Source organism: Faecalibacterium sp. Marseille-Q4896 (genome assembly GCF_017377615.1).
In the GTDB taxonomy this organism is placed as follows: Bacteria; Bacillota; Clostridia; order Oscillospirales; family Ruminococcaceae; genus Faecalibacterium; species Faecalibacterium taiwanense.
In genome coordinates this window covers 103,577-120,438 of record NZ_JAFREG010000001.1, presented here as the reverse complement: position 1 = coordinate 120,438, position 16,862 = coordinate 103,577, and the positions used below count along the sequence as shown (strand labels likewise).

The following is a 16,862-nucleotide window of genomic DNA, read 5'->3' as shown; positions in this document are numbered from 1 at the left end:
CGCTCCCCGGTATAAGGGAGCGCCGCCCTTTAAAACATTGTTTTATGCGGAACGCTTAGGCTTCCACAACGCTGGCGCAGCGTGCGCACAGGGTGGGATGTGCGGCATGGCTGCCGATGGAAGAAGAATACTTCCAGCAGCGCTCGCACTTTTCGCCGGTGGCATGTGCAGCAGCAACGCCCAGACCTTCAACAGCGCTTGCAGCGCCGCCTTCGCCCTTGACCAGCTCTACCTGAGAGACGATCATCAGGTCGGCCAGCTCGTCCATGGGGATGCTGTTGAGCAGACTGTACACAGTATCATTGCAGTACAGGGTGACGGCAGCCTCCAGAGAAGCACCGATGACCTTTTCGGCACGGGCCTGCTCCAGAACCTTCTTCACCTCGTCACGGACGGCGATCAGCTGAGCCCACTTTGCCTTGAAGGCTTCATCGGCGGCATACTGGCCAGCCTTGGGCATCTCCTCAAAGACAACGTACTTGTTCATGCCCTCGGTCTTGGGCATGAAGTCCCAGATCTCCTGACTGGTGAAGCACAGGATGGGCGCAATGATCTTGTCCAGAGCCACAAGGATCTTGTACATGGTGGTCTGAGCAGCCTTGCGGCCTGCGCCGTTGGTGCAGTACAGGCGATCCTTGGTCACATCCAAATAGAAGTTGGACATTGCAACAACGCAGAAGTTGTACACTGCATGATAGACCTTGTTGAAGTCGTACACAGCGTAGCCTGCGCTGGTGTTGACCATCAGGTCATCCAGAGCAGCCAGTGCCCAGCGGTCGATCTCCTGCAGCTGATCGTCAGCCACACAGTCGGTGTTGGGATCAAAGCCGTCCAGATTGCCCAGAATGAAGCGGGCGGTGTTGCGGATCTTGCGGTAAGCCTCGCTCAGCTGCTTGAAGATGTTCTTGCCGGCACGCACATCCACGGTGTAGTCGGAAGAAGCCACCCACAGACGGATGATATCAGCGCCGTAGTCCTTGATGATCTCGCTGGGCTCCACGCCGTTGCCGGCGCTCTTGTGCATCTGCTTGCCCTGCTCATCCACGACCCAGCCGTGGCACAGAACAGACTTATAGGGTGCGCAGCCCTTGCTTGCAACGCTGGTCAGCAGGCTGGACTGGAACCAGCCGCGGAACTGGTCGCCGCCTTCCATATACATATCAGCCGGGAAGCGCAGTTCCGGACGTTCCTCCAGCACAGCGGCGTGGGTGGAGCCGGAGTCGAACCAGACATCCATGATGTCGGTGTCCTTTGTCCACTCGGAAGCACCGCACTTTTCGCACACTTCGCCTGCGGGGATGATCTGCTCGGCTTCGTACTTATACCATGCATCGGAACCTTCCTTGCGGAACAGGTCGCTGACAGCCTTGATGGTGGCATCGGTGATGTGGTAGGTGCCGCACTTCTTGCAATAGAATGCGGGAATGGGCACGCCCCAGGTGCGCTGGCGGCTGATGCACCAGTCGTTGCGGTCGCGCACCATGCCCTTCATGCGGTCATGGCCCCAATCCGGCATCCAGGTAACGGTGTCGATGGCCTTATAGACATCCTCGCGGAACTTTGCGATGGAGCAGAACCACTGTTCCGTTGCACGGAAGATGATGGGGTGATGGCAGCGCCAGCAGTGCGGGTACTGATGCTTGATGTGCACCTGACCCATGACAGCACCGGACTCGGTCAAATCGGCCAGAATGGTCTTGTTGGCAGCCCACACGCGCTGACCCGCATACTTGCCGGCCAGCTCGGTCAGATAGCCGCCATCGTCCACGGGGACGGTGATGGGCACCTGCGGATACTTCTGGCAGACGTTGAAGTCGTCCACGCCGTGGCCGCCTGCGGTATGGACGCAGCCAGAACCGCTTTCCAACGTGACGTGATCGCCCAGAATGACCCAGCCTTCCTTGGGCAGGTAGACGTGGTTGTAGCGCATCAGCTCGAACTCGGTACCGGGGACCGGCTCGCCCACAATCTCGTAGTTCTCGATGTGGCAGGCATCCATGACGCTCTTGACCAGTTCGGTGGCCATGATGTGGAACTCATCGCCGATCTTGACGAAGGAGTACTCGAACTGGCCGTTCAGGCAGATTGCCTCGTTAGCGGGCAGAGTCCAAGTGGTGGTGGTCCAGATGACGAAGTAGGTCTTGTCCATCGGGATGCCGTGCTTTGCCAGCACACCGTTGGGATCCTGAGAGACGTGGAAACGCACGAAGATGGAATCGCAGTCGTCCTCGCCGTACTCGATCTCGGCCTCTGCCAGAGCCGTGCGGCAGTCCGGGCACCAGTACACGGGCTTCAGGCCCTTGTAGATGTAGCCCTTCTTTGCCATCTCGCCAAAAATCTCGATCTGGCGTGCCTCGAACTCAGGCTTCAGGGTCAGATACGGATGCTCGAAATCGCCGATAACGCCCAGACGCTTGAACTGGTCGCTCATGATATCGATGTGCTCGGTAGCAAACTTTTCGCAGATCTGGCGCAGTTCCAGCTTGGAAATGTCCTTCTTCTTATCACCGACGGAGGACAGAGCCTTCAGCTCGATTGGCAGGCCGTGGGTATCAAAGCCGGGCACATAGGGAGCCTGGAAACCCTCCATGTTCTTATCGCGGATAATGATATCCTTGATGATCTTGTTCAGGGCAGTACCCATGTGGATATTACCGTTTGCGTACGGAGGGCCGTCGTGCAGGATGAACTGCGGCTTGCCCTCGTTGTGCTTCATGAGCTGATTGTACAGGTCGTTGTCGTCCCAATCCTTCAGCATGACCGGCTCCTTCTTGGGCAGGCCGGCACGCATTTCAAACAGGGTCTTGGGCAGGTTCAGAGTACTATCGTACTGCGATTTGTTCTTAGCCAATGGTTTACACTCTCCTCTATATTTCCTTATGGGGTTGCCTTACTCGCTGAACTTGACACCCTGAAAAGCATCGTAGTCCGGCTCGTCCGGCTTAAAATCAGCAGGAGGCGCGGGCGGCGGGTCCAGCTTGAGCTGGCTCTCATCCTTTGCCCAGAAATCCTCGCTGCTGTCAGCTGCCTTGTCGTCGTCATTTTCAACAACGGCAGCAGGTTCTGCATCTTCCTGTGCAGGCTCTGCAGGCTCTGCTTCCGGCTCCTGCACGTCCGCTGCCTGCGGCTGGGCTGCAGCGGCAGGCTCACTTTCCTCTGCAGCAGGCTCTGCCTGTTTGGCATCCTGTGCAGCCGTTTCCTTCTGGAACTCCGGCAGACGGCTCAGCGACTCCACATGGCTGCGGTACAGGTTGAGCACATCAGACTTGAAGCGGGTCACTTCCAGACGCACGCGGTCATACTCGCGCTCCTCTGCAAGGCGCTTCTCGTTTGCTTCGTTCTCGATCTCGTCTGCACGGTCGTTTGCCTTCTGCAGCAGTTCGTTGGCATCGCGGATGATATCATCACCGCGCAGATTTGCACGATGGATGATCTCTTCTGCTTTCTGGTTTGCTTCGCGGATGACATTTTCGCCCATGCGCTGTGCATTGATCAGCGCGCTCTTGAGCATTTCACCATCTGCCTCAAAGCTCTTCAGTTCATCGTGCAGCTTCTGGTTTTCAGCAGTCAGGTCCGCAATCTGCTTGCGAAGCTGTTCCGCCTGCGCATCGTCTTCCCGCAGCTGTTCTTCCACCTTATCCAGAAAACGGTCTACGTCCTCTGTGCGGTAGCCGCGGAGGTTTTTCTCAAATTGCACAGAACGGACATCCTGCGGAGTCAGCATAGTCATTTCCTCCCGTTGCTTTTAATATTGAAAAAATTCGATGATTGACCGATCTTTTCTGCTTTTGCCGGGCAGTGCAGTCAGGTTGAAGCGGCCCTTGCCGCGCACCGTGAACACATCGCCCTCATATACCTGCGCATGAGGTTTATCCGCCGGCAGGTGGTTGATCTCCACCCTGCCCGCCTCGATCAGTTCCGAAGCCTGTCCTCGGCTGCAGTGCAGCATAGCTGCCAGCACAGCGTCCAGCCGCAGGGACGATACCGTTGCACTGTGCATCTCACGCTCCGCCTGCGGAAACTGCGGCACCTCGTCCAGCGTCAGCAGTTCCGTGGTCAGCTCCGTGTGTCCAGCCTGAAACAGTTCCCGGCAGATCAGCTGTGCTGCCGGTTCCAGTGCAAACACATAAGCTGTGCCCAGCTGATCCTCCGGCAGAACGATATCTCCCAGCGCCTCGCGCCGCAGCTCAAGGCCCATCAGACTGCCCATGTAATCCTTGTGGGCGGGCAGCGCAGCCCCCGCCTGTGCACGGCATTGCAGCCGCACACAGCAGATGGGTGCTTCGCCGCAGCTGTACTCCGGCTCGATACAGAGCACCCTGCGCTCCGCATTCAGCCAGCCGCCCTCAAACCGGAAGCCCTCCTGCACACCGGCACGGCCCAGTGCCGCGCGGGCCAAGTCCTGCTCGCGGTCACTCAGGAAAGCCGAATACCGCGCAATGTCCCGGGAAAAGGCCGTGTGGGCCAAGTCCTCGATATGGCGCATGAGATAGCGTTCTTCATCGGTACGCGCAGGGATGAACCCGCGTGCCGCCTTGGGCTGCGGATCAATAGAACGCGCCATTGTTCTCCAGCTCGTCCAGCAGATCACCCATGATATCTACGTTGTACGGAGTGATGATGAAGGTGCTGTTGGCCACGCGCTTGATCTGGCCATTGTTTGCATATGCAACACCGGACAGGAAATCCACCAGACGGCGGGACACTTCCTTGTTGGTGGACTCCAGATTGAGCACCACGGTGCGCTTGTTATTCAGGTGGTCAGCAATGGTACTGGCATCCTCAAAACGCTCAGGCTTGACCAGAACGACCTTGAGCTGAGTGGTGGCATTGATGTTGACCACCTTGCCGTTCTTCTTGGCACCCTCAACAGGCTCTTCATTTTCGTCGTCAGCACCAAGGCCGATGCCATTGTTATTGTTTACCATCTGGGGGCCATCGTCAATGTACTGATCCTCGTAATCGTCTTCCTGGTCAAACAGACCTTTCTTAATGCTGTCAAGCAAAGACATACAATCTGCTCCTTTCATTCGGGCAGCATGGCGCTGCCTGGCGTTCTTTGCAAATAGATGCAAATAATAGCTTTATCTATTATCGGATTTTTTGCCTCAGATGTCAATAACTACAAAAGCTTTCCATCATACAAATTTTGTCCGGAAACGATTATTTCGTCATAAAGCCTCACCTTGCTGACCGAGCCCTCGGTCCCTTCGGGCAGAACAAGGATGTAATCGCCGTCCGTGATGATGGGATGGTCTGCGTCCACCGGGTCGATCGGGCAGAAGCGGGCAATGTTGCCAAGTTTCACGTACACACCGGGAATGTAGTTTTCGCCCTGCGTTTGTGCCTCGGTGCCATCCTCTTTTAAATAGTGCACAGCCGCAGCAGGCACCCGCAGGCCGCTGCGCTCTCCTACCGAGATGCGTGCTGCAGCCCGGTTCAGGCAAAGCACATCGCCGTTGATGGAGTTGCAGGCAAGCACAAAGCGGGCAAGGCCGCTGTCCTGATCGATCTCCACCTCGGTGACGGTGGCCTTGAGGCTGTTCTCCACCTGACCCGGGAAGCTGATCTCCACCGCTGTGCTCAGCGGCTTGCCGTTCTGACCCAGCAGCTTTTCGCCCTGCTTTGCAGTGCACACGCCCACATAGCGCCATGTGAACCCTGCCACGATCTTACCGGCGCAGCCGTCCAGTGCCAGCACCGGGTCGGACTGCAGATAGCCCTGCAGCTCCTGTGCGTTCAGTGCAAGGATATCATCGGCACTGGCATTGAGCCGTCCGCTGCTGGAAGAGCGCACAAAATAGCCGGTCTGCGGTGCAGTGATCTGCGCCGGGCTGCCCAGCTGCGCCTGCACGCTCTGGGACTGCTGGACCAGCGCGGTGATCTGATCGGTAAAGTTTGCAGCTTCGCCCGTTACCACCCAGAGCTTGTTCTGGGCCAGCAGGTAGGCATTGGCATCATCATCCACCGCTTCATAATCGCTGTCGTCCAGCGTATCCAGCAGGTCATACAGCGCAGAAGAACGTTCTTTTAAAAGGGTATCCAGCTGCAGCGCAGAAGTGTTCTGCGATTTCTGCAGCAGGTCGATCTGATCATTCAGCTGGTTCAGCTGCAGGCGCAGCGAAGCCTGCGAAGCGTTGCTGTACACCTCTGCCACTGCAGTGCCCGCTGAAACACGCTCGCCGTCGGCAGCAAGATATCCAAGGTTTCCGCTGCCTGCCACATAGCTTTCGTCGAACAGCAGAACTCCGTCGGCTTCCACCGTATCCGAAATGACCGCAGGCAGCGCAGTCTCATAAACATTCTGCGGAAACAGGATATGTGCGGCCTGATACACCACATAAATTGCTGCCAGCAGCAGAAACGCGATCAGCACGCCTGCCAGAGTGGTAAGCACATGCGGCGCATGGCGTTCCTTCTGGGTCTCATCCGGCATATCGATCATCCTTTCGCTAAAAATTCGCTAGTTTTGCGGATGGCAGTCTGCACTGCATCCGGTGCACCGGCATCCAGCCAGACCACACCGTCCATATGGCGGAACCAGGTCAACTGGCGCTTGGCATAGTTGCGGGACGCCTGCTTGAGTTTTTCCGTGCAGGCTTCCAGTGGAGCCGTCTGCTCAAAATACGGAAAGAACTCCTTGTATCCGATGGCCTGCGCTGCCGTGCGGAAGCTTTCCCGGTTCTGCCAGACATGCTCCGCTTCCTTTATAAGGCCCGCTTCCAGCATTTTGTCCACACGCAGGTCAATGCGGCGGTAAAGTACCGCGCGCTCTGGGAAATCCAGACCGAGGATCAGGCTGCGGTAGGGCCGCTCCGGTGGGAGAGACTCCGCCTTCTGTTCGCTCAGCTTTTTGCCGGTGGCACGATAATGTTCGAGTGCGCGCAGCACCCGCACCTGATTGTTCGGGTGGATAGCCGCAGCAGCTTCCGGGTCGGCCTGCTTCAGTTCTTCGTACATGGCAGCACCGCCTTTTGCAGCCAGTTCCGCCGCCAGCTGCTCCCGCAGACCGGCAGGTGCTTTTTCCTCTGTAAAGCGCACCCCATACAGAAAACTCTGAACATACAGCCCTGTGCCGCCCACAAGGATGGGCAGCTTCTTCCGGGCAGAGATCTCTTCTTCCAGCTTTCCGGCCATGGCGGTAAAGTCTGCCACGCTGAAAGCCTTGTCCGGCGTAAGGATATCCACGCCATGATGCGGGATACCGCAGGTCTCCTCCGGTGTCACCTTTGCCGTGCCTATGTCCAGACCTTTATAGATCTGCATGGAATCACAGCTGATGACCTCGCCGGAAAAATGTTTTGCAAGTTCTACGCCCAGCGCTGTCTTTCCGGTTGCGGTAGGGCCGACGACGGCCACCATGGGATGTTTATACGATGCGTCCAAACTGCTTTTCCAGCTCCTTCCGGGTCAATTTGAGTACGCAGGGGCGGCCATGCGGGCAGAACGGCGGCACCTCGCCGGAAAGGATCTTTTCGGCCAGCGCCAGCAGTTCCTGCGGCGAGGACTTGTCCCCCGCCTTGATGGCTGCACGGCAGGAGATAGAATGCAGCACCCACTCGGTGTGCTCGTTCAGCGCATCATGGCCGCCCTTGAGCAGCTTATTTGCGATCTCCACCAGCAGGCTTTCGGCATTCTGCGGCTCCACATCTGCGGGCACCGCGCGCAGCACCACGGTGTTGCCGCCAAAGTCCGCGATCTCAAGGCCCGCATTTTCCAGCAGAGGAATGTTATCCAGCAGGGCCTGCTTTTCCTCCGCAGCAAGGTCGATGGCAGCAGGCTCCAGCAGCATCTGGCTGGGCACATTGCCGTAGTTCGCGGCTAGTTTTTCGTACAGCTGGCGCTCGTGGGCAGCGTGTTTATCGATCAGGCACAGCTCGTCGCCGCGTTCTGCAAGGATATATGTTCTGAACACCTCGCCCACATAGCGCAGCGGCTCCGGCTGATCCGCCGTCGGATCAAAGTTCATCTGCTCCGGCTCGGCCAGTACAGTTTCCTGTTCTGCCGCTTCCGGCGCATCCGGTTCTGTTTCTACACAGGGTGCACTCTCAGGTTCTTCCTTTGGTGCTTCCTGCGCAGGGTTCCACGCTGCCATATGGTCCTGAGGCGAATGCAGTTTTGTCTCACCAAATTCCGGTTCCACATCCAGCTGCGCTTCATTTGCTGCCGCACGGAACGGCTCTGGTGCCTTTGTCGTTTCCAGCTTCGGGCTGTGAAGGGTCACGAACGGATCCAGCATATCCTCGTTCTGAGCACTGCCTTTCCAGCGCGGCACACTGGGTGCTGTCGATATTTGCATTGCAGCAGACGGGGCAGGCTGCTGCGGTGCTGCGGCGGGTTTTGCCGGTTCCCAGTGCTGCTGTGGCAGAACGCCCGGGTCTGCCTGTCCCCGAATGATCGCAGAAAGGCCTGTAAAGTTATTGTTCTTTACATCATTTTTGATTATATCAGCGTCTTTTTTTGAATTTTCAGCTTTTTCTTCTTCTTTGTCTGCTTCAAAGGTAAAAAGCCGTTCACCGGTGCCGGGCTGAGCTAATGCCAGCTTGACGGCATGATACACCACATCAAAAACATCATTTTCGCGGGCAAAGCGGGCTTCGATTTTGGCCGGATGCACATTGACATCCACAAGGTCGGCCGGCATTTCCAGCAGCAGAATGCCGCCCGGGAACTTGCCCTGCATCATGGTACCCTTGAACGCCATCTCCATACCGGCCATCATGGTGCGGTTGCGCACATAGCGGCCATTGATGTAAAAATGCTGCATACTTCGGCTGGCGCGGCAGCTTTTGGGCGGGGTGACCAGACCGGTGATGCGGTACACGCCCTCCTGATTTTTCAGCTCAATGAGGTCCCGGCTGAACTCCCGGCCCAGCACCGCATAGGCTGCACCGCGCAGCTGGCCGTCGCCGGGCGTGACATACTGCAGCTTGCCCTCACGGATGAACTTGACGCTGACTTCCGGGTGGCTGAGCGCTACATGGGTAACTGTATCCGACACAAAGGTGCCCTCGGAGGAGTCCTTTTTGAGGAACTTCATGCGGGCAGGCGTGTTGTAAAACAGATCCTTTACCCGGATGGTGGTGCCCACAGCTCTGGCACCCGGCTCACGGGAGACCTCTTCCCCGCCCTCAATGCGGTAGACCGTGGCAAACTCGTCCACCTCTGTTCGGGTGGTCAGCTCTACACGGGCCACGCTGGCAATGGATGCCAGTGCTTCACCGCGGAAGCCAAGCGTATGGATGTTGGTCAGATCGTCCGGTGTTTCAATTTTGCTGGTGGCGTGGCGGATAAACGCCGTGGAGATATATTCTGCCTCGATGCCGGTGCCGTTATCGCTGATCTCGATCAGCTTGACGCCGCCGGATTCAATGCTGACGGTCACCTGCGTGGCACCGGCATCAATGGAGTTTTCCAGCAGCTCCTTAACAACGGATGCCGGACGCTCGACCACCTCACCGGCTGCGATCAGCTCGGCTGTGTGCTTATCCAGAACATGGATCACTGCCATGGTGTTTTCCCTCCTTGTATGGTCTGGGTCAGGTAGAGCAGTTTCATCTGTTCAGGCTGCCCTTCAGGGTCTTTTTCAGCTCGTAGAGGAAGTTCAAAGCCTCAATGGGGGTGAGTGTTTCCACATCCAGAGCTTCCAGCTTGTCCATCATCTCGCTGGGCACAGCCGGAGAGTTATACTCCTGCAGGGCATCAAAATCCATCTGCTCTACTTTATTTTTAGGTGCAGTTGCTTCCAGCGTGCGCAGCACCTCGTGGGCGCGGCGGGTCACGCTGCCGGGCAGACCTGCCAGCTTTGCCACCTCGATGCCGTAGCTGTCATCCGCCGGGCCGCGCACGATGCGGCGCAGGAAGGTGATGTCCTCGCCGCGTTTTTTTACTGCAATATTGTAGTTTTTTACGCCGTCCACGCCGCCTTCCAGCTCGGTCAGCTCGTGGTAGTGGGTGGCAAACAGAGTCTTGCAGCCAAGGCCCTTGGCGGGGTCTGCAATGTGCTCCACTACGGCGCGGGCAATGCTCATACCGTCAAAGGTGGAAGTGCCGCGGCCGATCTCGTCCAGCACCACAAGGCTTTTGGCGGTGGCATTTTTCAGGATCTCCGCTACCTCGGTCATCTCCACCATAAAGGTGGACTGACCGGCAGACAGGTCGTCCGACGCACCGATGCGAGTGAAAATGGCATCCACCACACCCACATGGCAGCTGGAAGCCGGTACAAAGGAGCCGATCTGCGCCATCAGCGCGATCAGTGCATTCTGGCGCATGTACGTGGATTTACCTGCCATGTTGGGGCCGGTGATGATCAGACAGCGGTCTGCACCACAGTTCAGGGTGGTATCATTGGGTACAAACAGGCTGCCTTTCAGCATCTGCTCCACCACAGGGTGACGGCCCTCGGTGATGGTCAGCTCATCACTGTCGTCCACGATGGGACGGCAGTAGTTGTTTTCCGCTGCCACCTGCGCCAGCGCCGTGAGCACATCCAGCTGGGCCACCGCATTGGCCGTGCGCTGGATGCGGTCCAGCTGAGCGCTGATGCTTTCCAGCAGTTCGCTGAACAGGCGGTGCTCCAGCGTGATGAGCCGTTCGTGGGCACCTAAGATCTTGCTTTCCAGCTCTTTCAGTTCCTGCGTGATGTAGCGTTCGCCGGAAGTCAGGGTCTGCTTGCGGATGTAGGTCTCCGGCACCATGTTCTTATAGGAGTTGCTTACCTCGATGAAGTAGCCAAACACATGGTTATAGCCGATCTTCAGCTTGGGGATGCCGGTTTCCTGTCGCAGGCGGGCTTCCAGCTGCGCCAGAACGCCTTTGGTATTGTCGCGAATGGAGCGCAGCTCGTCCACCTCGGCATGGTAGCCTTTGGCAATGACACCGCCATCCTTGAGGGTAGAGGGCGCTTCCGGGTCCACCGCCGCATAAATACGGGCCTTGATGTCCTCCAACGGATCGATCTGTACTGCCAGTTCAGCAAGCTCCGGGCAGCCGCAGGCCTCAGCCAGCCTGCGCAGGCCGGGCAGCCGGTCGCAGGTCTGGGCCAGCGTATAGATCTCCTTGGGTGTGGCAGAGCCGTAAACCGTGCGGGTCATCAGGCGTTCCATATCCGCAATGTAACCCAGCTCTTCGGTCAGGTCGCCGCGGGCCATGGTCTGCTTGACAAGGCTCTCCACAGCGTTCAGGCGGTGGTTGATGAGTGCACTGGAAATAAGCGGCTGCTCGATCCAGCTGCGCAGCATACGCTTGCCCATAGATGTACTGGTCTTATCCAGCACCCAGAGCAGCGTGCCCCGCTTTTCGCGGCCGCGCAGCGTCTCGGTCAGCTCCAGATTGGCGCGGGTTACGGGCGAAAGACGCATGAACTGGGCCTTATTATAGGTTATGACCGTTTTCAGACGTTCCACGCCCTTGATCTGGGTATCGTGCAGATATTCCAGCAGTGCCGCCATGGCAAAGCGCACAAGGCCGTCCGCTGCAATGCCGGTGGTCTGCGCCCAGTCGCGGCCAAACTGGTTTTCCAGCGATGCCGCCACAAGGCCCGGTGCATAGCGCTCCTCTTCGATCAGCTCCACCGAACAAGTCATATTCTTTTTGATGTACGCCGTCACCTCGCGGCAGTCCAGCAGACCCGGATTCATCAGCACTTCGCTGGGATGGTAGCGGCACAGCTCCGTAATGACCGCCGGGGCGATCTTGTCTGCATTCAGCTCTGTGATATGGGCCGTGCCGGTAGAGACATCCGCAAAGCACAAACCTGCTTTCTTTCCTTTGAGGAAGATACTGGCAATGTAGTTATTGCGGTCATCCTGCAGCATACTGCTCTCAATGACCGTGCCGGGTGTGACCACGCGGATGATGTCCCGCTTGACAAGGCCCTTGGCCTTGGCCGGGTCTTCCACCTGCTCACAGATGGCTACTTTGTAGCCCTTGGCGATCAGCCGCGCCACATATCCCTCGTAGCTGTGGAAGGGCACGCCGCACATGGGTGCTCGCTCTTCCATGCCGCACTGCTTGCCGGTCAGGGTCAGATCCAGTTCCTTGGATGCCGTCAGGGCATCGTCAAAGAACATCTCATAAAAATCGCCGATGCGGTAAAACAGAATTTCGTCCTTATGTTGTTTTTTGATCTCAAGATATTGCTGCATCATGGGCGACAGCTCTGCCATGGTTTACCCTCTCTCCCGTTCTATGGTTCTGTGCACAAGTTTGCGGCTTGTAACCGCTTTTGCAAACAAAACGCGGTCTGTTTTGCACAGCCGCGTTTTGTTTTTGCCGGTTTTAGTGGCAGCCGCCGCAGGTGGAGCAGCTGCCGGTGCAGGAAGCAGAAGGCTCCTGTACCGTCATGGGGTCGCCGCCATTCATGGCAGTGTTGATGATGGCATCGATATAGTTCACGAGGTTCTCGCAGTCACGCTTGGCCTCGTTGTAAGCCACCATGCCCTCGTTGCCCATGATCTGACCGTACAGGCTGTTCACCTTTTCGTTCAGTTCGGCGATGCGGGCATCGTTGCGCTCGCTCTTGCCGATCTCATTGTTCAGATCCATGCGGGCGAGGTTGAACTCGCCGATCAGGTTCTGCAGCTCTTCGTCCTTATCGTTTGCCTTGCGGGTCTGATCCAGAACGAGGTAGCGGCTATCGGTCTGCAGCGCAACGGCTGCGCGCTTGAAAAGATCAATGCAATCCATTTGAATGGTCTCCTTCTTATTTATACGTTCAGGGGCACTGCCCCGGAATCACTCAGGCAAGCTCACCCAGCAGCACAGTCGCCCGTGCGCCCGTGAGATGTACGTTGGCATAGCTGCCCATCAGGGAAGCGTCTGCCGTGAACTCCACCGTCAGGTTGTTGTCCAGACGGCCGGAGAGGGTGCCCTCATTGCGGCCAAAGCCCTCTACCAGTACCTTCACAGTCTGACCAACCTGCGCCTTGACCAGTGCCATGGCGATCTCGTCCTGAACCTTGAGCAGGCGGGTCATGCGGTCGGTCTTTTCCTTACGGGGGGTGGGGTCCGGCATTTCGGCAGCCTTGGTGCCGGTGCGCTTGGAATAGATAAAGGTGAACAGCTGCATATAGCCCACCTTCTGCACCAGTTCCAGCGTCTTTACAAAGTCCGCTTCGGTCTCGCCGGGGAAGCCAACGATGATGTCACTGGAAAAAGTGATGCCGGGCACCGTTTTGCGGGCGTATTCGATGAGCTCAAGATACTGCTCCACCGTGTAGTGGCGGTTCATCTTCTTCAGCAGTTCATCGGAGCCGCACTGCACCGGCAGGTGCAGGTGCTTGCACAGCTTCGGCTGGGCGGCAATGGTGTCGATCAGCTTGTGACTGGCATCCTTGGGGTGGCTGGTCATAAAGCGGATGTGATAATCGCCGGGCACCGTGCACAGCAGGTTGAGCAGATCAGAAAAGTCCACCTTTTCTTCCAGACCCTTGCCGTAGCTGTTGACGTTCTGTCCCAGTAATGTGATCTCCTTATAGCCTGCTTCCACAAGACCGCGGAACTCGGCAAGGATATCGCCGGGCTTGCGGCTCTTCTCGCGGCCGCGCACATAAGGCACGATGCAGTAGGTGCAGAAGTTGTCGCAGCCGTACATGATGGGCAGCCATGCGCGGAACTCGCTCTCACGCCGGATGGGGATATTCTCCACGATGACCGGGCGCTGGGCGGGCTCCATCAGCACACGCTTATGCTTCTGCAGCTTCTGGGCAATGAGCTGCGGCAGGGTATCGATTCCGTCCACGCCAAACACAAGGTCAACGTAAGGATAGCTCTGGCGCAGCTTTTCTACCACGTGCTTCTGGTTGGCCATGCATCCGCACAGGCCGATGATGAGATCATGCTTTTTTTCCTTGAGTCCCTTCAGGGCACCTACGTTGCCGAACACACGCTGCTCGGCATGCTCACGCACGGCGCAGGTGTTGAAGAGGATCAGGTCTGCATCCTCGGGCTTATCGCACAGGCCATAGCCGATGTCCATCAGCACACCCTTGATCCGCTCGCCGTCGTTCACGTTCTGCTGACAGCCATAGCTGTGCACAAAGGCCAGCGGCGGCGTATCATAGAACTGCTTTACCAGCTCAGCGGCAATGTTATTATGTTCAAAACTAATGTATTCCAATCAAACCATCCTTCTCCGCCGGGCCGAAGCGCCCTGTGCGGCGAAAATCTACTTGCACTTTCTGAAAAGAGCCTTCTCTATAGTATACCCTGTTTATACGCTCCGGGCAAGAGGTTCCGTGCAAATTTTATGGTTCAGTGGGCGTTTTCCTGCGCCTGCTTCTCGCAGCAGGCCTCGCATACGCCGATCAGCACAACAGCGCAGTCCTGCACATGGCCCTTCTGGTTTTTCACCAGCTTCATTACCTGCTTTTCGTCCACCTCGGCATCGGTCACGCTGCCGCACACGGTGCAGTACAGATGGCTGTGCCAGGGCAGCGTGTGGTCAAAGCGGTCAGCCTTGCCTGGAATGGACACCCGGCGCACCCGGCCCGCATCCACCAGACTATTCAGGTTACGGTATACGGTGCCAAGGCTCAGGCCCGGGCATTCCTTGACCGCAGCATCATAAATTTCCTCGGCGGTGGGGTGGTCGCACAGGTTCTGCACCGTCTGCATGACCAGCTCGCGCTGTTTGGAATATCGCATATCGTTCTCCTTTTTCTTTGTTTTTGGGTTTTGGGTGTAAGGCGTGGCTCAGACGTTCTCTTCGCCCTTGATCTTTGCCCAGTAGGCACGGGCCGCCTGCTCATTTTTGTTATCGCCAAAGGTGTAATATTTCACGTCCTTGATGGCATCTGGCAGGTATTGCTGTTCCACCCAGTGATGGTCGTAGTCATGGGCGTATTTGTAGTTCTGGCCCTTCACCAGAGCATCCTCACCGTCGTAGTGCTTGTTCTGCAGTTGGCGCGGGATCGGCCCGGTACGGCCCGCCTGCACATCCGCAATGGCCGCGTTGATGGCATCATGGGCACTGTTGGACTTGGGACTGGTGGCCACCAGAATGACGGCATCTGCCAGCGGGAGCCGTGCTTCCGGCAGGCCCACCATGTTGGCGGCATCAATTGCCGCCTTCACAATGGGGATGATCTGTGGATAGGCAAGGCCCACATCCTCGCAGGCACATACCATCAGGCGACGGCAGGCCGAGGGCAGATCTCCTGCTTCCAGCAGACGGGCCAGATAATGCAGCGCCGCATCCGGGTCGGAGCCGCGCATGGACTTCTGGTAGGCTGACACGATGTCGTAGTGGTCATCGCCCTCCCGGTCATACCGCATGGCAGTGCGGCGGGTGACCTGCTGGATCATTTCCAGCGTAATGTGCTTTTCCCCCTCCTCAATGGGAGCTGCCGTCACCGCAAAATCAAGACAGCCCAGCGCCTTGCGCAGGTCGCCGCCTGCGCTCTCGGCAAGGTAGGCACAGGCATCCTCATCCATGCAGACCTTTGTGCTCTCCCCTTCCGAAAGCTTTTTCAGTGCATTGTGCACCCCACGCTCCACATCCGCTGCCGAAAGTGATTTGAACTCAAACACCGTGCAGCGGGACAGCAGCGCATTATAAATGTAGAAGTATGGATTTTCGGTGGTGGATGCAATGAGCGTCACCGAGCCGTCCTCAATGCATTCCAGCAGGCTCTGCTGCTGTTTTTTGTTCAGGTACTGGATCTCGTCCAGATACAGCAGGATGCCTCCCGCACCTGCCAGCGTGCCGATATCCTTGAGCACCGCCTTGATGTCCCCGGTGCCGCAGGAAGTGCCATTGAGCTTATGCAGCGTCATACCGCTGTTTTCTGCAATGATGCGTGCCACCGTCGTTTTTCCGGTACCGGACGGGCCGTAGAAGATCATGTTCGGGATGCGTCCGCTCTCGATGGTACGGCGGAACACCCTGCCCGGTGCCAACAGATGCTGCTGACCGCAGACATCTGCCAGTGTTTTGGGCCGCAGACGCTGTGCCAGTGGTTCGTTCATCGTGTTTTCCTCCTCCCGTACCGAGGCGCGATTCCCCCAGCATTTTTCTATAGTATATCGCATTTTGGCAGTAAGAGCAAGGTTTTATCTGAAAATCATTCTCAGATAATTTTTACCCGCAGTTTACAAAAAACGCAAAACATGGTATTATCGTATCAGCTTTTGTCGATAGGAGTGGATGAAATGCCTGTTCGCAAAAAAGCACCAGAAGACCTTACTGCAAAAAAGGCGCTGGCGCTGGAAGTGATCGACCGGTTAAAAAAAGAATACCCAGATGCCGGCTGTACATTGGATTATGACCACGCCTGGCAGCTTCTGGTCAGCGTGCGTCTGGCAGCCCAGTGCACCGATGCCCGCGTGAACATTGTGGTGGAAGACCTGTTTGCCAAATATCCCAATGTTGCTGCGCTGGCTGCTGCGGAACCCGAAGACATTGAAGCCATCGTCAAGCCCTGCGGGTTGGGACACTCCAAAGCGCGGGATATCTCCGCCTGTATGCGGGTGCTGCGCGATAAATACGGTTGTCAGGTGCCCACCACCTTTGAAGAGCTGCTCGCCCTGCCCGGCGTAGGCCGCAAGAGCGCAAACCTTATCATGGGCGATGTGTTTGGCAAGCCTGCTATCGTAACAGACACCCACTGCATCCGGCTGTGCAACAAGATCGGCCTTGTGGACGGCATCAAGGAACCGCAGAAGGTGGAAATGGCCCTGTGGAAGATCGTTCCTCCGGAAGAAGGCAGCGACCTGTGCCACCGCTTTGTGATGCATGGTCGGGCAGTGTGCAATGCGCGCAAACCAGAATGCGAAAAATGTTGTTTGAAGGATATTTGCCGCTTTGCCCGGGAAACCGCCGGGCAGAGCGCAGAGCTTTAAAACTCAGGAGGTAGAAT

13 protein-coding genes are annotated in these 16,862 nt (G+C 57.2%); 1 reads left to right on the top strand and 12 read right to left on the bottom strand.

The annotated features are described in order from the left end of the window. Positions 1 to 55 precede the first annotated feature (55 nt). From ileS to J3348_RS00445, 12 genes are all read right to left on the bottom strand, one after another. Positions 56 to 2,851, bottom strand: a complete 2,796-nt coding sequence (gene ileS, locus J3348_RS00500; RefSeq protein WP_207698042.1) for an isoleucine--tRNA ligase — start codon at positions 2,849 to 2,851, stop codon at positions 56 to 58. A 39-nt stretch (positions 2,852 to 2,890) separates the two neighbouring features. Beyond that, positions 2,891 to 3,724, bottom strand: coding sequence for a DivIVA domain-containing protein (locus J3348_RS00495; protein ID WP_242702817.1), 834 nt, complete (start codon positions 3,722 to 3,724; stop codon positions 2,891 to 2,893). A 21-nt stretch (positions 3,725 to 3,745) separates the two neighbouring features. Beyond that, positions 3,746 to 4,564 carry a S4 domain-containing protein gene (locus J3348_RS00490; RefSeq protein ID WP_207698040.1) on the bottom strand — a complete coding sequence of 273 codons (819 nt, stop codon included), beginning with the start codon at positions 4,562 to 4,564 and terminating at the stop codon, positions 3,746 to 3,748. Continuing rightward, a complete protein-coding gene (locus J3348_RS00485; protein ID WP_044953672.1) occupies positions 4,548 to 5,012 on the bottom strand; it encodes a cell division protein SepF in 465 nt (154 codons plus the stop codon). Before J3348_RS00485 ends, J3348_RS00490 begins: the two co-directional genes overlap by 17 nt. Before the next feature lie 110 nt (positions 5,013 to 5,122). Further along, entirely contained in the window at positions 5,123 to 6,436 is a 1,314-nt protein-coding gene (locus tag J3348_RS00480) for an HlyD family efflux transporter periplasmic adaptor subunit (protein ID WP_242702816.1), read from the bottom strand. Positions 6,437 to 6,441: 5 nt separating this feature from the next. Next, positions 6,442 to 7,386, bottom strand: a complete 945-nt coding sequence (gene miaA, locus J3348_RS00475; protein ID WP_242702815.1) for a tRNA (adenosine(37)-N6)-dimethylallyltransferase MiaA — start codon at positions 7,384 to 7,386, stop codon at positions 6,442 to 6,444. Next, a complete protein-coding gene (mutL, locus tag J3348_RS00470) occupies positions 7,370 to 9,511 on the bottom strand; it encodes a DNA mismatch repair endonuclease MutL (RefSeq protein WP_005941850.1) in 2,142 nt (713 codons plus the stop codon). The genes miaA and mutL overlap by 17 nt, the downstream gene beginning before the upstream one ends. A 43-nt stretch (positions 9,512 to 9,554) precedes the next feature. Continuing rightward, on the bottom strand, positions 9,555 to 12,170 hold the full coding sequence (gene mutS, locus J3348_RS00465) for a DNA mismatch repair protein MutS (protein WP_207698038.1): 2,616 nt from the start codon (positions 12,168 to 12,170) through the stop codon (positions 9,555 to 9,557). A gap of 112 nt (positions 12,171 to 12,282) precedes the next feature. Beyond that, complete coding sequence (locus J3348_RS00460) at positions 12,283 to 12,690, bottom strand: YlbF family regulator (RefSeq protein WP_097775655.1); 408 nt, start codon at positions 12,688 to 12,690, stop codon at positions 12,283 to 12,285. A gap of 52 nt (positions 12,691 to 12,742) precedes the next feature. After that, positions 12,743 to 14,122, bottom strand: a complete 1,380-nt coding sequence (gene miaB, locus J3348_RS00455) for a tRNA (N6-isopentenyl adenosine(37)-C2)-methylthiotransferase MiaB (protein ID WP_097782151.1) — start codon at positions 14,120 to 14,122, stop codon at positions 12,743 to 12,745. A gap of 134 nt (positions 14,123 to 14,256) precedes the next feature. Continuing rightward, positions 14,257 to 14,649 carry a transcriptional repressor gene (locus J3348_RS00450; protein ID WP_097777727.1) on the bottom strand — a complete coding sequence of 131 codons (393 nt, stop codon included), beginning with the start codon at positions 14,647 to 14,649 and terminating at the stop codon, positions 14,257 to 14,259. A gap of 48 nt (positions 14,650 to 14,697) precedes the next feature. Continuing rightward, positions 14,698 to 15,972 (bottom strand): replication-associated recombination protein A, encoded by a 1,275-nt coding sequence (locus tag J3348_RS00445; protein ID WP_207698037.1) that lies wholly within the window; start codon positions 15,970 to 15,972, stop codon positions 14,698 to 14,700. 183 nt (positions 15,973 to 16,155) lie between these two features. Here J3348_RS00445 and nth point away from each other — a divergent pair, with 183 nt between their 5' ends. Beyond that, entirely contained in the window at positions 16,156 to 16,845 is a 690-nt protein-coding gene (nth, locus tag J3348_RS00440; protein ID WP_044953658.1) for an endonuclease III, read from the top strand. Positions 16,846 to 16,862: the final 17 nt, after the last annotated feature.

What these genes read in the sequence shown, in the direction of transcription:
- J3348_RS00495 (WP_242702817.1), bottom strand. Translation starts at nt 3,724, where the DNA reads ATGCTGACTCCGCAGGATGTCCGTTCTGTGCAATTTGAGAAAAACCTC.
- J3348_RS00490 (WP_207698040.1), bottom strand. Translation starts at nt 4,564, where the DNA reads ATGGCGCGTTCTATTGATCCGCAGCCCAAGGCGGCACGCGGGTTCATC.
- J3348_RS00485 (WP_044953672.1), bottom strand. Translation starts at nt 5,012, where the DNA reads ATGTCTTTGCTTGACAGCATTAAGAAAGGTCTGTTTGACCAGGAAGAC.
- J3348_RS00480 (WP_242702816.1), bottom strand. Translation starts at nt 6,436, where the DNA reads ATGCCGGATGAGACCCAGAAGGAACGCCATGCGCCGCATGTGCTTACC.
- mutL (WP_005941850.1), bottom strand. Translation starts at nt 9,511, where the DNA reads ATGGCAGTGATCCATGTTCTGGATAAGCACACAGCCGAGCTGATCGCA.
- mutS (WP_207698038.1), bottom strand. Translation starts at nt 12,170, where the DNA reads ATGGCAGAGCTGTCGCCCATGATGCAGCAATATCTTGAGATCAAAAAA.
- J3348_RS00460 (WP_097775655.1), bottom strand. Translation starts at nt 12,690, where the DNA reads ATGGATTGCATTGATCTTTTCAAGCGCGCAGCCGTTGCGCTGCAGACC.
- J3348_RS00450 (WP_097777727.1), bottom strand. Translation starts at nt 14,649, where the DNA reads ATGCGATATTCCAAACAGCGCGAGCTGGTCATGCAGACGGTGCAGAAC.
- J3348_RS00445 (WP_207698037.1), bottom strand. Translation starts at nt 15,972, where the DNA reads ATGAACGAACCACTGGCACAGCGTCTGCGGCCCAAAACACTGGCAGAT.
- nth (WP_044953658.1), top strand. Translation starts at nt 16,156, where the DNA reads ATGCCTGTTCGCAAAAAAGCACCAGAAGACCTTACTGCAAAAAAGGCG.